Consider the following 18280-nt stretch of genomic DNA (forward strand, 5'->3'; position numbering starts at 1 on the left):
TTCCTCTTATAGAGGAATTTAGCTCTTAGACAGGGATTTATAATCCCTGGCTGATTTAAATGCAGTCACACAATCAGTATCGTCGCGGTAGCATTTATATTTATCATTTTATTGGTGCAAGATATGAATCTACCCAACCTACAGATGGTAACGTGATGATAAACTCGCTTCCTTGACCAAGGGTAGAATTTACGGTGAGAGTTCCGTTGTGTTTTTCGGTGATAATTTGTCGCGCGATAGCGAAGCGCTGCGGCGAAGCGCCGATCGCCAGCCCTAAACCTGTTCCTTTTCCTACGGGTTTAGTAGTGAATAAATGGTCAAATATTTTTTGTTGGACAGATTCTGTCATCCCAATTCCATTGTCAGCGATCGCAACTTGAACTTGGTTATCCATGACTGAAGTGGTGATGGTAATTTTGTTAGGCTTTGCTTCAAGCTCTTTAAAACTACGTCCAATATTTGATTCTTCTAATGCATCAATAGCATTTGCCAGGATATTCATAAAGACTTGATTTAACTGCCCTGGAAAGCATTCTATTTCAGGTAAATCACCGTAGTTTGTATTGACTTGTATTTCTGGGCGTTCTTCATTAGCTTTCAAACGATGTTTGAGAATGAGAATTGTGCTATCAATACCGGAGTGGATGTTAAATGGTACTTTGTGATCTTTGTCATCACGAGAGAAGGTGCGGAGACTATCGCTGATATTTGTTAGGCGATCTGCTCTTAGCAGCAGCGCTTCGCTATCGCACGCCACCCTCATCGAATCAATCATTTCGGGTAAATCTTCTAAGCTATAATCTAAGTCAATCTCTTTGGCATGGTTAATAATTTCATTACTTAGATTTGGTAGAATTTTTTGATATAGTTTCAAGTGTTCAAGAATCTCTGTGATGATGGGCTTGGTTTGTTCAAGAGTGGCAGAAATAAAGCCCAAAGGGTTGTTCATTTCATGGGCTACCCCTGAAACTAAATTACCTAAAGCAGACATTTTCTCACTTTGAATTAACTAAAGTGGAGATAACAACTAATACTCTAGATTCAATCTTTTTATCTTTGAATTTATTTAATAAATTTAAAGCCAATTGACTAAATTCATAACCCTGCTCAATATCACCAGCAACACCACAAAGAAATAATCCATAGCAAGAGTATCCTAATGCAGAAATAGGACCATTTCCATAATTTATTGATAAATTGATTTCCATCATCGTTATTAATGAATAGAGATGTGGTTTTGCGAAATAAGCAGGGATAGCTATTTCTTGAAGAATCTCCATGACTGCCAAAATTTGGGGGTTCGTCATTTCTGGCAGATGTAGTAAATCAGCAGGTTTCTTGCTACCTAGAAAAGTTTGTGTTTCTTGCCCCACCCGTGCAATATCTTCTAAAGAAGGTGATGCAGGGAGATTTATTTCAAATTGCTTTAATATCGTCAATCCAGCGTTGATAGCTTCCAGTAAATGTCCTTGTGAAGTGTACGCATTAATTCTCACTCCATACACTTTGACGGTATCCAATGGTGTTTTTGCGTGTTGCAATACTGTTTCTGCAAGACTTTCCATCTCAATGTTATCAGTATTGAGATAGGCGGCTTCCGTTGCTTCTGCATACAACTCCAGCGCCAGATTATACTGACTTTCCCAGCAATCTCTTGCTAATAGATTGCGCCCAACAGCAAAGTATTTAACTGCCGCATTATACGCAGTTGCATTTTTAGCTTTACGCCCAGCTATTAAATTTAACGCAGCTAATTCTTCTCGTTCTTTTAGTTGTTCAACGAGTTCTACAGCAACATTGATTTGATTAACAATTTCAAAAATTCGTTCTTCTCGTTCACTATCATTTGTGTTTTTAAGTAACTGTTGACCAATTTGATAATGAGTTATTTTCTTTTGCTCATCTGGAATCAAAGAATATGCAGCTTGTTGAACGCGATCATGTAAAAACTTGTATGTGATACTCTGAGAAATTTCTTCCTTAGCTGGTTGAATTTCTTGTCCAACATAAAATTTATAAACATCATCAATAGGAAAAATTAACCCTTCTTGTAAAGCTTTCCACAAACAATCTGCCGCTTCAGCTTCTGCTTTTTCAGAAATAATGGACAAAGTTGCTAAATCAAACTGATTGCCAATACAAGCAGCTAACTGTAATATATTTTGAGTTAATACTGGCAATCTTTGTAATTGAAATGCCATAAAAGACACAACATCATTTTTAATTGCTTGCTGAGTCAATTCTGTAATAGCACATTCCCACCAACCTAACCTATAGTTGAATTGAAGCAATTCATCTTGATGTAATGCTTTAAGAAACTGTGTAGCAAAAAATGGATTTCCTTGGGTTTTTTGAAATACCAATTGAGAAAGAGACCATGCTATATCTTCTCTACATTTAAGTGTATCAGCAACTAATTGATTTAATTGCACTTGACTTAGTGGGTTTACAGTAATTGTATTAATCGTTGCTTGCGTTTTTTGAATTTCACTTAAAGTCAACATTAATGGATGTGCTGGGGTGACTTCGTTATCACGATAGGCACCAATTAACAAAAGATGCCCTGTCTCAGCCATAAATAACTGTATCAACTTCAATGATGCTGAATCAGCCCACTGCAAATCATCTAAAAACATTACTAATGGATGTTTTGCACTTGTAAAGACTTGCGTAAATTTTTGAAATAATAAATTAAATCTATTTTGGGCAGAGATTCCTGATAGTTGTGGTGCTGGTGGCTGTTCACCAATAATTCTCTCTAACTCTGGGATAACGTTAATAATAACCTGTCCATTTCTCCCAACAGCTTCTAAGATTTGGCTTTTCCACTCCTGGATTTGTGCATCATTTTCTGTAAGTAATTGCCCAATTAAATCTCGAAATGCTTGCACGAATCCACTCAGGGGAACATTCTTTTGAAATTGGTCAAATTTGCCTTTAATAAAATAACCCCGTTGCCTTACTATTGGTTTATGCACTTCGTTGACAACTGCTGTTTTTCCCACACCAGAAAAACCAGCGACAAGCATCATTTCAGTAGCACCCTTGCTGACTCTTTCAAATGCTTGTAGTAGGGTTTCTACTTCGGTTTCTCTTCCATACAGTTTTTCGGGGATGATGAAGCGATGGCTGATGACAAACCGCTCTGCGTCTAAGCACGCGTCCCTTCTCGCAATCTCAAACCGCTCTATTCTACCCGTTTCGTTTAGCTGAGTCCTACAATTTTCTAAATCAAATTTTAATCCTAATACGCTTTGATAGCGGTCTTCTGCATTTTTCGCCATCAATTTGTTAACAATCTCTGAGAGTACAGACGGGATTTGTGGGTTGATTTCATGTACTAAGGGCGCTGCTTTCGCAATATGACAATGTAGTAACTCCATTGCATCGCTTGACTCAAAGGGTAACTTCCCTGTAAGTAACTCATAGAAAGTTACACCTAGCGAATAGAAGTCAGTTCGGTAATCAATTCCACGATTCATTCTCCCTGTCTGTTCTGGGGAGATGTATTTTAATGTATCATGTGATACATTTCTAATGGTGAGTGTTTGTGTTTCTCGTGGGAGTAAAGACGCAATACTAAAGTCAATTAATTTAACTTGCTTTGTTTGGGGGTTAATTAAAATATTGCTGGGTTTAATATCTTTGTGAATAATCTGATTACGGTAGAGTGTTTCTAAAGCGTTGCATAGAGCCAGCCCTATCAAGAAAAATTCTTGTAGAGAGTTTGCGTGTAATGTTTTTGGACAGGAGAAATAATCCTTCAAAGAAATGCCCCCGAAATCTTCCATTACCAATGCGTAACCATTCTGGTAGGGTTCCAGGCTATAGGTTTGGATAATTAGCGGTGAGTGAAGATTTTTGGCAATAGTATACTGATTGCGAAATTGCACCAGTTCGCTGAAACTAGGATAAGGATTTTTCAGAAGTTTAATTACTACAGGTAATGAGTCAGTTTGTCTAACCCCGCGATAAACTAAAGTTCTAGAACCAGAGTAGAGTTCTTCGCTGAGGTGATATCCGGCAATACTTACTTGGGGTATCATCCTATCACTCAACCTTAAACATTTGTTGATTTAGTTTTCCCAAACTGCGCGTACAATATCAAGCTTTGTACATTTTTGTTTATACTTAGCACTACCACTTGGGGAACCAATTGCTTCGTTCAATTAGAAAGACTACTGAAATGGTAAAGAAATCACAAATTCAGTACCTTTACCAAGGGTAGAATTCACTGTCATAGTTCCATGGTGTTTTTCCACAACAATCTGCCTTGCGATCGCCAGCCCTAAACCTGTTCCTTTCCCTACCAGTTTAGTAGTGAATAAATGGTCAAATATTTTTTGTTTGACTTGTTCATTCATCCCAATTCCGTTATCAGCGATCGCAATTTTAACTTGGTTATCCATGACTGAAGTGGTGATGGTAATTTTGTTAGGATTAGCTTTAATTTCTTCAAGACTACGTCCAATATTCGATTCTTCTAATGCATCAATAGCATTTGCTAGGATATTCATAAAGACTTGATTTAATTGCCCAGAAAAACATTCTATTTCAGGCAAATCACCGTAGTTTGTATTCACTTCAATTGTAGGGCGTTGTTCATTAGCTTTAAGGCGATGTTTGAGAATGAGAATTGTGCTATCAATTCCCGAGTGGATATTAAATGGCACTTTGTGATCTTTGTCATCACGGGAGAAAGTGCGCAGACTATTACTGATATTTGTTAGGCGATCGCACGCCACCCTCATCGAATCAATCATCTTTGGCAAATCTTCTAGGCTATAATCCAAGTCGATTTCTTCAGCGTGTTCAATAATTTCATCGCTTGGCGACTGTAGAGTTGTTTGATAGAGCTTCAAATGTTCAAAAATATCTGCGAGTATCGGTTTAGCTTGTACAATGCTGGCAGAAATAAAACCCAAAGGGTTATTCATTTCATGGGCTACCCCTGCAACTAAATTACCTAAAGCGGACATTTTCTCACTTTGAACTAACTGAAGTTGAGTTTGCTGGAGATGTTGAAGAGTTTGTTCAAGTTGGGTTGTTTTTTGATATAGCTGCTGTGCTTTGTCTTGAGATTCTTGGTAAAGGCGAGCATTTTCCAGAGATATTGCTGCTTGGGAAGAAAGGAGATGAATCACGCTGAGGCGAGCACTTGTGAAAACTCCGGCGGTTAGTTGATTTTCTAAGTAAATAATACCTACCAAATTTCTTTGATTAATAATCGGGGCACATAATACGCTCTGGGGTTGATGTTCCAACATATATTTGTCAATCACCCCGGGAATATCCGTTTTACAATTGTCGATAACTACTGTTTTTTGAGTATTTTTGACATAGTTGATAATTTGAGTAGGAATATCTTGACAATCTTCTAAAGATTGTGGAGTCAGGATAGTCTCCATTTCCTCATTTTTAAGCAAGGTTATTGCCTTTACTTCCCAAGTATGATCGGAGATTTCCCTGAACGGATCCGCCGTCTGCTGGGCTTGAGGAAGAATCAGTATAGATTTTTTGGCACCAGAGTTTTCAAGGATAATATGAGTGAGACTAGTGATAAGTTGATCTATTTGTAAGGAACTGGAAATAGCTTGAGAGGCTTTGAGTACGCTTGTAAAATCTAGAAGATCGGCAATACTGCTGCTACTATTGCTAGAAGTACGAGTAGATAAGAGAGTCTGATCAAACGCAATAGTTTCTAAGGGGTTAAGATTAATTTGTTGTTGTTGCAAGATATGTTGCAACAGTTGAGGGTAGTGTTTTAGTAGCGCATCAATTTTGGCTTTAGCTCCCCAACGAGCGTAGCAGTAATAGGCTTCTTGCATATATGTTTGGGCAATTTTTTCTTTACCCCAATCAAGATAGAATTTAGCACAGAGCTCGTTGCTCAATCCTTCTTCTTGGATGTAACCGTTTTCTTTAGCCAGAAAAATTGCCAAGTCATAATTTTTCATAGCTTCTAAATATTGCCCTAGAACTCGAGAACGTTCTGCCTCTACTAGATAAAATTTATGTAGATGATTGTACGGGTTATGACTTGTCCATTCCTGCAAGTTTTTCTGATTAGCTGTAACTTGTCGCAGGATATTTTCTTGCTCAGATTTAGGATATTTAGGCAAAACAGCTAACCAAGTTAAAGAAGCATAAAAGTTGAACGCAGCAATATTAAACATTCCTTTTCCGCAAGAGGAATAATGTTTTGCTCGTTCGATAAACTCAAGAGCTAGCTCAAATTCTTGAAACCAATAACATAGGATTAGCTTGTTCACAAAGAAATGCCATAATCCTGTTTTGTCATTTGTCTGCTGAAATCTTGCTAAAAATTCCTGTTCTTTGTCTGGTTCACCAAACAAGATATATGGACAGGCTGTTTGATCAAGCAAGTTCAAAACTATCTGTCGATATACTTCATTGTAGTTGAACTGGGTTTGTTGATGAAGTTTTTCCAGTACTTTGCTATATGCTGTGATTTCTTGCTCTAGCTTAGGTAACTCATAACCTATAAAATATGCGTGATATCCGTAACCATAGGCTGCGTAGCTCAATTCCATTAAACTTCCGGTTTCCCAACCAGTAGAGTAGGCATTTTGCAATAGCTTTAAAGTTTCTCTCGCATGAACCTTCCAATGAACAATAAAAACAGAAGTTATAAACAATATTCTGGATTCAATTTTTTTGTCTTTAAATTTAGATAATAAATTCAGCGCCAATTCACCAAATTCATAACCTTGCTCAATATCACCAGCAACAGCACCAAGAAATAATCCATAGGTAGAGTAGCCTAATGCAGAAATAGATATGTTTCCATGATTCATTGACAAATTCATCAGCACCATGATTATCAATGAATTGAGATTTGGTTGTGTCAAATAAGTAGGTATACCTATTTCTTGGAGAATGTGCATCACCGCTAAGATTTGCGGATTCGTCATTTCTGGCAGATTTAGTAAATCAGCCGGTTTCCTGCCACTTAGAAGAGTTTGTGTTTCTTGTCGCACCCGTGCAACATCTTCTAGTGAAGGTGAGGCAGGGAGATCTATTTCAAATTCCTTTAATATCGTCAATCCAGTACTAATGGCTTTGAGTAACTCCCCCTGTGATGTATAAGCCCTAGTTCGCAGTGCGTATACTTTGACTGTATCCAATGGTGTTTTTGCATGTTGCAGTACTGTTTCTGCAAGGCGTTCCATCTCGATGATATCAGTATTGAGATAGGCGGCTTCCGTTGCTTCTACATACAACTCCAGCGCTAGGTTATACTGACTTTCCCAGCGATCGCTTGCTAAGAGATTGCGCCCAACAGCAAAGTATTTAACCGCAGCACTATACGCTGTTGAATTTTTAGCTTTACGCCCAGCTATTAAATTTAACGCAGCTAATTCCTCTCGTTCTTGTGCTTGTTCGACTAATTCAACAGCAACATTGATTTGATTAACAATTTCAAAAATCCGCTTTTCTTTTTCACTATCAGTTGTATTTTTAAGTAACTGTTGCCCAATGCGATAATGTGTTATTTTCTTTTGCTCATCTGGAATCAGAGAATATGCAGCTTGTTGGACGCGATCATGTAAAAACTTGTATGTGATACTCTGAGAAATTTTTTCCTTAGCTGGTTGAATTGCTTGTCCAACATAAAATTTATAAACATCATCAATGGGCAAAATTAACCCTTCTTGTAAGGCTTGCCATAAACAAGTTGCTGTTTCTAACTCTGTGTTTTTTGAAACAATAGCTAAAGTTGCTAAATCAAACTGATTGCCTATACAAGCAGCTAACTGTAATATATTTTGACTTTTTTCTGGCAATCTTTGCAATTGAAATGCCATAAAAGCCACAACATCATTTGTAACTGCTTGCTGCGTTACTTCTGTAATATCACATTCCCAACATCCTAACTCAAAGTTAAATTGGATCAGTTCATCTTGGTATAATGCTTTGAGAAACTGTGTCGCAAAAAATGGATTTCCTTCAGTTTTTTGATATACAAGTTCAGAAAGAGTCCAAGCTAAATTCTCTGTGCATTTTAAAGTATCAGCAACTAATTGATTTAATTGTACGTGATTTAGTGGCTTTAAAGTAATTGTATTAATCGTTGCTTGCTTTTTTCGAATTTCGTTTAAGGTCAAAATTAATGGATGCGCTGGAGTGACTTCGTTATCACGATAAGCACCGATTAATAAAAGATGACCTGTATTAGCCATGAATAACTGTATCAAATTCAGTGATGCTGAATCAGCCCATTGCAAATCATCTAAAAATATCACTAATGGATGTTTTGCACTCGTAAAGACTTGCGTGAATTTTTGAAATAATAAATTAAATCTATTTTGTGCCTCAGTTCCAAATAATTTTTGTGCTGATAACTGTTGACCAATAATTTTTTCTAATTCTGGGATAACTTCAATAATGACTTGTCCATTCTCGCCAACAGCTTGTAATATCTTGCTTTTCCATTCTTGGATTTGCGAGTCATTTTCTGTTAGCAATTGCCCCATCAAATCTCGAAATGCTTGCACGAATCCGCTCAAGGGAACATTTCTTTGAAATTGGTCGAATTTACCTTTGATAAAATAACCGCGTTGCTTTACTATCGGTTTATGAACTTCGTTAACAACTGCTGTTTTTCCAATCCCAGAAAAACCAGCAACAAGCATCATTTCGGTACTACCATTGCTAACTCTTTCAAATGCTTGTAGTAGAGTTTTAACTTCGGTTTCTCTTCCGTACAGTTTCTCAGGGATGAGAAAGCGATCGCACACATCTCCTTGTGCAATTTCAAACCTGTCTATTCTACCAGTTGCGTTTAACTGAGTCCTACAATTTTCTAAATCAAATTTTAATCCTAATGCACTTTGATACCGATCTTCTGCATTTTTTGCCATCAATTTTTCGATAATGTCTGAGAGTACAGGTGGGATTCTTGGATTGATTTCATGTACTAAGGGCACCCCTTTTGCGAGATGGCAATGTACTAACTCTAGAAGATCATTTGATTGAAAGGGTAACTTACCTGTAAGCAACTCATAAAAAGTTACACCCAATGAATAGAAGTCAGTGCGGTAATCAATTCCGCGATTCATTCTCCCTGTCTGTTCTGGAGAAATATATGCCAATGTGCCTTGTAATACATTTGGGCTCATCAGTGTTTGTGTTTCTCGTGGGAGTAGAGATGCAATACTAAAGTCAATTAATTTAACTTGCTTTGTTTGGGGGTTAATTAAAATATTGCTGGGTTTAATATCTTTATGAATAATCTGATTGCGGTAAAGTATTTCTAAGCCGTTACATAAAGCGATCGCTATGAGCAAAAATTCTTGCAGAGTGTTTGTCTGTGATGTTTTTAATGTGGTAAAGTAATCTTTCAAAGAGATCCCACCAAAATCTTCCATTACCAATGCGTAACCATTTTGGTATGCTTCCAGGCTATAGGTTTGGATAATTAGCGGTGAGTGAAGATGTTTTGCAATAGCGTACTGATTGCGAAATTGCATCAATTCATTGAAACTAGGATAAGAATTTTTCAGGAGTTTAATGACTACAGGTAATGAGTCAGTCTCCCTAACCCCTCGATAAACCAAAGTTCTAGAACCAGAGTAGATTTCTTCGCTGAGTTGATATCCGCTAATACTCAATGGTTTCATCTTTTTCCCACCAAATCCTAAGCATTTCTGGATTTAGTTTTCCCAAACCGCGCGTACAATATCAAGTTTTTTACACTTTTATTTATATTTAGTAATATAACAATCCTATTTGAGTTGTGAATTTAGTCTGAAGGAAGGCAATAAGCAGGAGATTTTTTTACGTATGATTTAAGACTGCTATTCTACTAAGGAAGCAACTGTAAATACTACTCAAATGGTAAAGCAATCACAAATTCAGTACCTTTGCCAAGGGTAGAATTCACTGTCAGAGTTCCATTGTGTTTCTCGACAATAATTTGTCGAGCGATAGCGAAGCGCTGCGGCGAAGCGCCGATCGCCAGCCCTAAACCTGTTCCTTTCCCTACCGGTTTAGTAGTGAATAAATGGTCAAAGATTTTTTGTTTGACTTGTTCATTCATCCCAATTCCATTATCAGCGATTGCAATTTGAACTTGGTTATTGTTGAATAAAGTTGTGATGGTAATTTTGTTAGGATTAGCTTTAATCTCTTCCAGAGTACGTCCAATATTCGATTCTTCTAGTGCATCAATAGCATTGGCTAGGATATTCATAAAGACTTGATTTAATTGCCCAGGAAAACAGAGGATTTCAGGTAAATTACCATAGTTTGTATTCACTTCAATTGCAGGACGTTGTTCGTTAGCTTTAAGGCGATGTTTAAGAATGAGAATTGTGCTATCAATACCGGAGTGGATGTTAAATGGCACTTTGTAATCCTTGTCATTACGAGAGAAATTGCGCAGACTCGTACTGATATTTTTCAGGCGATCTGCTCTTAGCAGCAGCGCTTCGCTATCGCACGCCATCCTCATAGCATCAATCATCTTTGGCAAATCTTCTAAGCTATAAGCTAAGTCAATTTCTTCGGCGTGTTCAATAATTTCATCAATTGTACTTGGTAGAATTGTTTGATACAGCTTCAAATGTTCAAAGATATCCGTAATAATTGGTTTAGTTTGTTCAAGGCTGCTGGAAATAAAACCCAAAGGGTTATTCATTTCATGGGCTACCCCCGCAACTAAATTACCTAAAGCCGACATTTTCTCACTTTGCACGATTTGTAATTGCGCTTGCTGTAAATCATGTAATGCTTGTTTTGCTTGTTGATAAAGTCGAGCATTTTGTAGAGAAATTGCCGCTTGAGAAGACAAAAGCTGAACCACACTCAGGCGATTAGTAGTAAAAGCTCCTTGAACTAACCTATTTTCTAGGTAGAGGATTCCTATCAAAGCTCCTTGATTAATAATCGGGGTACATAATATACTCTGGGGTCGATGCTCTAATATATATTTATCAATCACCCCAGGAATATCTGTTTTACAATTGTCAATAATTACTGTTTGTTGGGTATTTTTGACATAATTGATAATTTTGATGGGAATATCTTGACAGTCTTCTAATGATTGTGGAGTCAGGATAGTTTGTATTTCCTCATCTTTAAGCAACGTAATTGCTCTGACTCGCAAAGTATCAGCACACACTTGCTTTCCTGGAACAGTACTGTCTTCTGCTTGGGAAAGAATTAGTACAGATTTTTTCCCGCCAGAATTTTCAAGGATAATACGAGTCAGGTTGACTATCAGTTGATCTAATTCGATGCTACTGGAGATAGTTTGAGCAGCTTGGAGGAGAGAGGTAAAATCCAAAACATCGGAAATGCTAGTGTTAGCAGTAGTAGAAGTGTGGTTAGATGAATAAGTCCCACAAAAGGGAATAGTTTCTAGGGGTTTAAGGTTGATTTGTTGCTGTTGTAGGATAGGCTGGAGCAGTTGGGGATAGAGTTTTTCTAACTGATCAGTTTTGGCTAGTGCTCCCCAACGGGCATAACAATAGTAAGCTTCTTGCATGTAGCCTGCAGCAACTTTGTCTTTACCCCAATTTAGGTAAAACTTCGCCATTTCTAAGGCATTGCATAAAGCCAGCCCTATTGCGAAAAATTCTTGTAGAGAGTTTGTGTGTGATGTTTCTTGGGAGACGAAATAATCCTTCAAAGAAATTCCCCCGAAATCTTCCATTACTAAGGCATAACCATTTTGGTATGCTTCCAGGCTATAGGTTTGGATGATTAGCGGTGAGTGAAGATTTTTGGCGATCGCGTACTGGTTGCGAAACTGAACCAGTTCACTGAAACTAGGATAAGGATTTTTCAGTAGTTTAATGACTACAGGTAATAAACCAGTCTGTCTAACTCCACGATAAACTAGGGTTCTAGAACCAGAGTAGAGTTCTTCACTGAGTTGATATCCCGCAATACTCACTCTTGTCATTATCCTGCCACTCAATCCTAAGCTTTTCTGGATTTAGTTTTCCCAAACTGGGCGCGGAATATCAAGTTTTTTACATTTTTGTTTATATTTCAATTTTGCTCCCCAGAATTCTCAAGGATAATAGGAGTGAGATTGGCAATCAGTTGATCTAATTCGATGCTACTAGAAATAGTTTTGGGAGCAAAACGCCGTTCGACTCCCTACAAATGGTGTTGATCATTTATCTGCAAACAGCTGTATATTCCTGATCCCTCTTGCATACTAAATTGTTAATTGCTTTATTTTTAAATGTTTAAAACATCACAGACAGACTCAACATTTAAGGGTTCAAAATGGTGTTGTAACTTGTAGATGAAGAGTTTCCCTTAACTGTGGATGCTCAAAGAAAAGTTCTCGTGCATGTAGATGTAAGCGATCAGCAACAGCAATACATCCATAAAGGCGATCGCCTAAAATAGGTACACCAAGCCCTCTTGAATCAGCAGCATGAACTCTCAGTTGATGGGTACGCCCTGTTAGCGGTATAAACTCAACCCGAGTCTTGTTTTCTTCTGTTGCTATCACTTTAAAGCGCGTGATGCTGGGTTTTCCGTATTGCCAATTCACTTGTTGGATAGGGCGGTTTTGAGGATCTCCCCATAATGGCAGAGAAATTACACCTTGTTCAGGTATTATTGAACCAGAAAGCACCGCTTCATAAACTTTACGAACCAAGCGTTGCTGAAACTGCTCACTAACTTGGCGATAGGTTTGCATGTCGCGAGCCAGTACAAGAATACCAGATGTTTCTTGATCTAACCTATGCACAGGAGTAAGGGATTTACCGTTAGGTAATAAATGACGCAAACGATAAAGAACGCTGTCTTGGCGATCGCGATAACGCCCTGGAACAGAGAGTAGCCCTGGGGGTTTGTTCACCACAACTAACCATTCGTCTTCATAAATAATGGATGAAAAGAAGTCAGAAGTCAGAATACAGGAGTCAGAATAGCCTTCTTTGTCTCTATAATCGAAATTGGTAACTTTAAACGACGGTTCTTCTACCACTCGCACAGAATTCAATTCTGAATTCTGGCTCCTGACTCCTGAATTCTTCTTCGTTAGCGTTTTGTCCAAATGTAGATTTGAGCCTGACAGCAAAAACCCCATCAACGGCTGACAGCGTTCTATACAAGCTCCATAAAATTCTCCCTGAATTTTATCGCCATTAGTCGAGGATTGTCCCCACCAAAACTCTGCCATCGCCAATGGTTTTAAATGATGCGTTGCTGCATAGTGAAGCAGCTTTGGAGCACAACAATCTCCTGTACCAGTAGGCAAAAAGCGTTCTAACATTAACTGCTGCAATGATATTGATTGTCCTGAAAAATTTGTCAGGGAGTAAGCAGCATACATCTGAGCTTGGAGTTGGGAAGATAGTTCTTTGCGCTGCTTTTTCAGTTCGCTAATCCGTGCATCTGCTACTGAAATCAGCTGCTTAAGTGGCTGCAATGCTTCCTCCCGCATACGTTTCAGTTGTCGTCGCTCAATTCCATCCCGACGACTTTCTTCATCAAGTTGTTCAAGTGCAGCAGTGAGTGCTTCCTCTATCAGCGTTTCATAACATAGTTGACGTTTTTCTTGTCGTTGTTGTTTGGATCGGCGGTGGCGATCGCTCAGCACTTGTAGACGCTGTTCAAAATCCTGAGATAGCGTTTGGTACTGCTGTCGTTCTGGGAGTTGCTTAAGGGTAATAAGCTCCTGTTTTATAGCTTCCAACAACGTTAATGTGCGAGTTTCCTCTAGAGCAACTTGGTTTCGCCCTGGAATAGGCGGCACCCAACCCTCAACTACACTGGAACCGTTAAGCAATCCAGAGAAAGCTTTTAGTACTCTTTGTTCGCCAGTAGGGAGTTCAACCAGCAATACTCCATACATTTTACCCTCGCAGGCATAAAGGTCATCCCTAGCAAGATATTGCATTAAGCCGATGGCGATCGCTTCTGATATTGGGGTACGCGGTAACCTCAATAATTCACCAGTTTGAGGACACCGCCCTTCATAGTAATAGCTCGGAGATAAATTGGTAGCTATAGATTTGCAGTCTATAAAATCTGAAAGTTTGTGCAAAACAACCATATCAAGAATGATTATAATTTAGGCTGTTCTATGCAATCTAGTTATTAAAGGGTTTAAGGTTTTTCTTAAAATGTCCACACTATATTTTTTGAGCTTAGTATGGTTTTGCGATTATAACACGAATTTGGGTGTGGAATGATCGCCCCGAAGGGCAGTACTAGAGGCGATCGCCTATTGAGTGCCAATCCGAAGCGTGGTATTTCTTTGAAAAAAGTTTTGAAATTCAGCTTGGCGCACTGCGATAGGTTCTGGAGCATAATTCCACAAGCTTTCGTAATAGAAGAACGTTACACCTAAACCACGCTGTTGCGCTGCTTGTACCTGGTATTTAATTTGTTGAATTGGAATAGGGCTATTTCGCAATCCTGCCATAATACCAATTCCGGTTGGTATAACCTGTTGTGCTTCTTGAATTTCTGGACGGGAAATATTTGCAACAAAACTTGGCAGATCTGGACGATAAACTTGCACAATTAGCTCGTCTACAATATTCAGATCAATCCAAGTCTGCCAGTCTTGCAAGTGGAACTTGTAAGCAAAGTCATAGTAGTTCGGAGAAACCGAGAAAATAGCACCTGGTTTTCTTGCTTTCACAGCTTGATTAAGTTTTACCATAAATGTGGTGATTTTATCTGCCCGCCACCTCATCCATGCTGGCTCTTGAGGATTACCTGGAGGCTTGTTTTTGGTTTCCCGGGTGTACTGCGAAATTGTGTATTTGTCGTAGCCAAATTCCCGAGGTAAACTCATGTGATCATCGAATTGAATGCCATCAACATCATATTGGGTAACGATTTCGGTCACAAGGTTTGTGATAAATTGTTGTACCTGTGGATGGAAAGGATTGAGCCACGCAACTTCTCCAGCAGCACTCTCCGATGTTTGACTACCGTCACGCTGTTGCGTAAGCCAATCTGGATGCTTCAATGCTAGTTCCGATGTTGCGGGAGTCATGAAGCCAAACTCAAACCAGGGAATCACAAGCAAGTTTTGACGATGAGCTTGGTTAATCAAGTCAGCAATTATATCATGTTTATCTGAGCCTTGCAAGACAAACGGTTGAATACCTGCACGTTGTGCTACTGCGCTAGGATACATCACATACCCAGAATTCCATACCACAGGATAGATTGTGTTGAAATTCATACCTTTCAATTTAGTCACCGCATCCTGCACTTTGCTGCGATCTCTAAGTGTATTAAAGTCATTAGTGGTCATCCAGACCCCGCGAATATCCTGACGCGGCAACTGCGCGATCACAGGGTTGAGATTATCTAGTAATAGCACTGTGGTGAACGATATGAGAGCAAGGAGTGGGAAAATAAACTTCAGCGATCGCTGCCAATTTTTAAGAATGAGAAGTGATTTCATAGACTTAAATGATGCATGAGCTATCCAAGAGCACAATCGCATATTTTGGTAATAAAATCTACATTGCATGTTTCTTTTTACGGTAATTTTATTAAAAAAATAGTGACTCGGTAGCAGCACACGAAATTATGACTGATGCAGACTTAGCACAGTTACGATAAATGACGTAATTAGTAGAAAAATAGTGCCAACTGATAATATCAGCAAATAAATGCGAAAGCCTAGCAACCGAAAAAATGAACCCATTTCAGAATCCTGAAATGGGTTCATTTGTTTCCATTAATAACAATATTGGGCTGAATATTTGTTTGCGAATTATCCCATACTGTTATGTCATTACCAAGCACTTCGTGAGCTAACCAGCCCTTTCAAGAGCGGGGGGGCGATCGCACATAATTATTATTAGGGGTTAACTTTAATTCCTGGCTCACCTAAAGTAAACTCACCGATCACACTTGAAAAGCCATACCCCTCTGCCAAAAGTTGCTCCAAAACAGTTGGGACGCTTTCAGGTGCTACAGAAAGTAACAAACCACCACTAGTTTGAGGATCTGCTAGGAGTAGGGTTTCCCACTTTGCCAAATTGCTAGTGATTTCAATTTGAGATCCATAACCGTCCCAATTGCGTTGCGCTGCACCTGGAAAAATCCCCTTTGAGGCAAGAGCTAAAGCCTCTGGTAGAATAGGAACCTGGGAGAACGAGATTTCTGCCTTGACACCACTTCCTCGGCACATCTCTAGTAAATGTCCCAAAAGCCCAAATCCGGTAACATCCGTCATTGCATGAACATGAGGGTTGCTTGCCAAAATCGATCCCACTTTATTTAACTGCGTCATCACTTTAAGTACAGACTCGTAACCCTCTGGTGTTAATTGACCTTTTTTGAGGGCAGTAGTCATAATTCCAATCCCCAAAGGCTTTGTCAAAATTAACTTGTCTCCAGGTTTAGCACTTGCATTCCGTCTTAGATGAGTTGGATGTACCAAGCCCGCAGCAACTAAACCAAAGATGGGTTCTGGAGAATCGATAGAATGCCCACCAGCCAAAGGAATCCCTGCTTGTTGACAAACTGCTGCCCCACCTAGCATAATACCTTGTATTGCCTCCATTGGAAGAGTGTTAATCGGCATACCTAGAACGGCTAACGCTAAGATAGGTGTGCCTCCCATTGCGTAGACATCAGATAAGGCATTGGTAGCAGCAATCCGGCCAAAATCCTCTGGATCATCGACAATAGGCATAAAGAAATCTGTGGTTAATACTAAAGCTTGGCGATCGCTCAGTTGATAAACTGCCGCATCATCACTGGTTTGTGTTCCTACTAACAGCTGCTCTAAGCCTTGATTTAAAGGAACTTGACGTAAAATTTCTTGTAATTGTGCGGGAGCAATTTTGCAGCCACAACCACCACCATGAGAATATTGAGTAAGACGAATCATTTTTTGAAGAAGAATTCAGGAGTCAGAATTCAGGAGTCAGAATCACTTTTGTGGAGGATTCAGACCCCTACTAATTGTAGATCGCGAGTGGCAGAGATTGAGCGAGACGCTTTTTTATCGTTTTTGGGCAACAGAGCCCTCAACTCCCTCAACGTACCAATTCATCACCAGTTGTTGTTGATCATTTAATACCTTACCCGCCGGTACTCGTAAAACACCCTTTTGGTCTTTTACTGGACCATCAAAAGGATGTGCAGTACCATGAATAAATTCGTCACGTTTGGCGATCGCCAACTGCTGAACATCTTCAGGAATCTCTGGATTTAGCGAAGAAATATCCACCATATCTTGAGCAATACCATCCCAAATATTTTGAGATTTCCATGTACCATCGATGACTGTTTGGACTTGATCGGTATAAAACTTCCCCCACTTATTAATGCATGATGTTAAGTGTGCTTTTGCACCAAACTGACTCATATCAGTGTTGTAACCAAAAGCATAAATCCCCTTTTCCTCTGCAAATTGGACAACGGCACTTGAGTTAGTATGATGAGTCAAGATATCTGCACCCGAGTCCAGCAAAGCATGTGCAGCTTCTCTTTCTTTTGTGGGATTATTCCAAGTTTGTGCCCAAACCACCCTCACTTTTGCTTGAGGATTTGTTGCCCGTAATCCTTGCGTAAAAGCACTGATGCCGCGAATTACTTCGGGAATAGGATATGAGCCGATAAAACCAATTAAATTTGATTTCGTCATTTTACCAGCAATCATTCCAGTTAAGTATCGTGGTTCTTCTGAACGTCCTAGATAAGTACCAACGTTATTCTCACGTTTGTAGCCTGCGCAGTTTTCAAACAAAATATGGGGAAAGCTTTTTGCCACTTTGATGGTTGAGTTCATGTAGCCAAGAGCAGTTGTGAAAATCAATTTATGACCGTCTATTGCAAGTTGACGAATAACTCTTTCTGAATCAGCACCTTCGTTGACATTTTCAACAAAAGTCGTCTTTACCTTAGCTTGAAGATTCGCTTCCATTTCTCTGCGACCTAAATCATGAACATAAGTCCACCCAAAGTCCCTTACAGATCCGGGATAAACAAATGCCACCTTAAGAGCTTCATTTGCTACTATAGGGGATGCTGGAGTAGGCATCTCAACCAGTGGATTAGACCTCTTCACAGTACAGCCTGCAAAAGTAAAGCCTGATCCTGCTAAAGTCGCATACTTGAGAAACTTACGACGCTCCATATTTCTTTAAGTGGGTGCACTCGGTCAAAATAGTTTTCTTTGTCAATTCAAAAAGTGGGATAATAATGATTTAAATTATACAAAATCACAAATAAATAATCCAATCAAAAAAGTGTTTTTTAATACAAATTAACTATGAAGCTGTCGTTAAGTATCATAAACAACATT

Annotated in this window: 6 protein-coding genes and 1 pseudogene; all 7 read right to left on the reverse strand. The window is 39.0% G+C overall.

Annotated features, from left to right (window positions below; translation table 11 throughout):
* Positions 1-145 precede the first annotated feature (145 nt).
* Positions 146-4046 (reverse strand): annotated as a pseudogene (locus tag G4P69_RS12955) (sensor histidine kinase); the annotation flags it as partial.
* A gap of 132 nt (positions 4047-4178) precedes the next feature.
* Entirely contained in the window at positions 4179-9644 is a 5466-nt protein-coding gene (locus tag G4P69_RS12960; RefSeq protein WP_208343349.1) for a trifunctional serine/threonine-protein kinase/ATP-binding protein/sensor histidine kinase, read from the reverse strand.
* Between the two features lie 206 nt (positions 9645-9850).
* Positions 9851-11932: an ATP-binding protein gene (locus G4P69_RS12965; protein WP_208343348.1), complete on the reverse strand. Its 2082-nt coding sequence runs from the start codon at positions 11930-11932 to the stop codon at positions 9851-9853.
* Positions 11933-12259: 327 nt separating this feature from the next.
* Positions 12260-14050, reverse strand: coding sequence for an RluA family pseudouridine synthase (locus G4P69_RS12970; RefSeq protein WP_208343342.1), 1791 nt, complete (start codon positions 14048-14050; stop codon positions 12260-12262).
* Positions 14051-14221: 171 nt separating this feature from the next.
* Positions 14222-15421 carry a glycoside hydrolase family 10 protein gene (locus tag G4P69_RS12975; RefSeq protein WP_243902498.1) on the reverse strand — a complete coding sequence of 400 codons (1200 nt, stop codon included), beginning with the start codon at positions 15419-15421 and terminating at the stop codon, positions 14222-14224.
* Positions 15422-15823: 402 nt separating this feature from the next.
* Positions 15824-16861: a selenide, water dikinase SelD gene (gene selD, locus G4P69_RS12980; protein ID WP_208350111.1), complete on the reverse strand. Its 1038-nt coding sequence runs from the start codon at positions 16859-16861 to the stop codon at positions 15824-15826.
* Positions 16862-16975: 114 nt separating this feature from the next.
* A complete protein-coding gene (locus G4P69_RS12985) occupies positions 16976-18112 on the reverse strand; it encodes a BMP family ABC transporter substrate-binding protein (RefSeq protein WP_208350113.1) in 1137 nt (378 codons plus the stop codon).
* Positions 18113-18280 lie beyond the last annotated feature (168 nt).

It is taken from the genome of Aetokthonos hydrillicola CCALA 1050, from assembly GCF_017591665.1.
Taxonomy (GTDB): Bacteria; Cyanobacteriota; Cyanobacteriia; order Cyanobacteriales; family Nostocaceae; genus Aetokthonos; species Aetokthonos hydrillicola.

Bases quoted from the DNA above. Each gene is read 5' to 3' on its own strand.
- G4P69_RS12960 (WP_208343349.1), bottom strand. From the start codon at position 9,644: ATGAAACCATTGAGTATTAGCGGATATCAACTCAGCGAAGAAATCTAC.
- selD (WP_208350111.1), bottom strand. From the start codon at position 16,861: ATGATTCGTCTTACTCAATATTCTCATGGTGGTGGTTGTGGCTGCAAA.
- G4P69_RS12970 (WP_208343342.1), bottom strand. From the start codon at position 14,050: ATGGTTGTTTTGCACAAACTTTCAGATTTTATAGACTGCAAATCTATA.
- G4P69_RS12975 (WP_243902498.1), bottom strand. From the start codon at position 15,421: ATGAAATCACTTCTCATTCTTAAAAATTGGCAGCGATCGCTGAAGTTT.
- G4P69_RS12965 (WP_208343348.1), bottom strand. From the start codon at position 11,932: ATGACAAGAGTGAGTATTGCGGGATATCAACTCAGTGAAGAACTCTAC.
- G4P69_RS12985 (WP_208350113.1), bottom strand. From the start codon at position 18,112: ATGGAGCGTCGTAAGTTTCTCAAGTATGCGACTTTAGCAGGATCAGGC.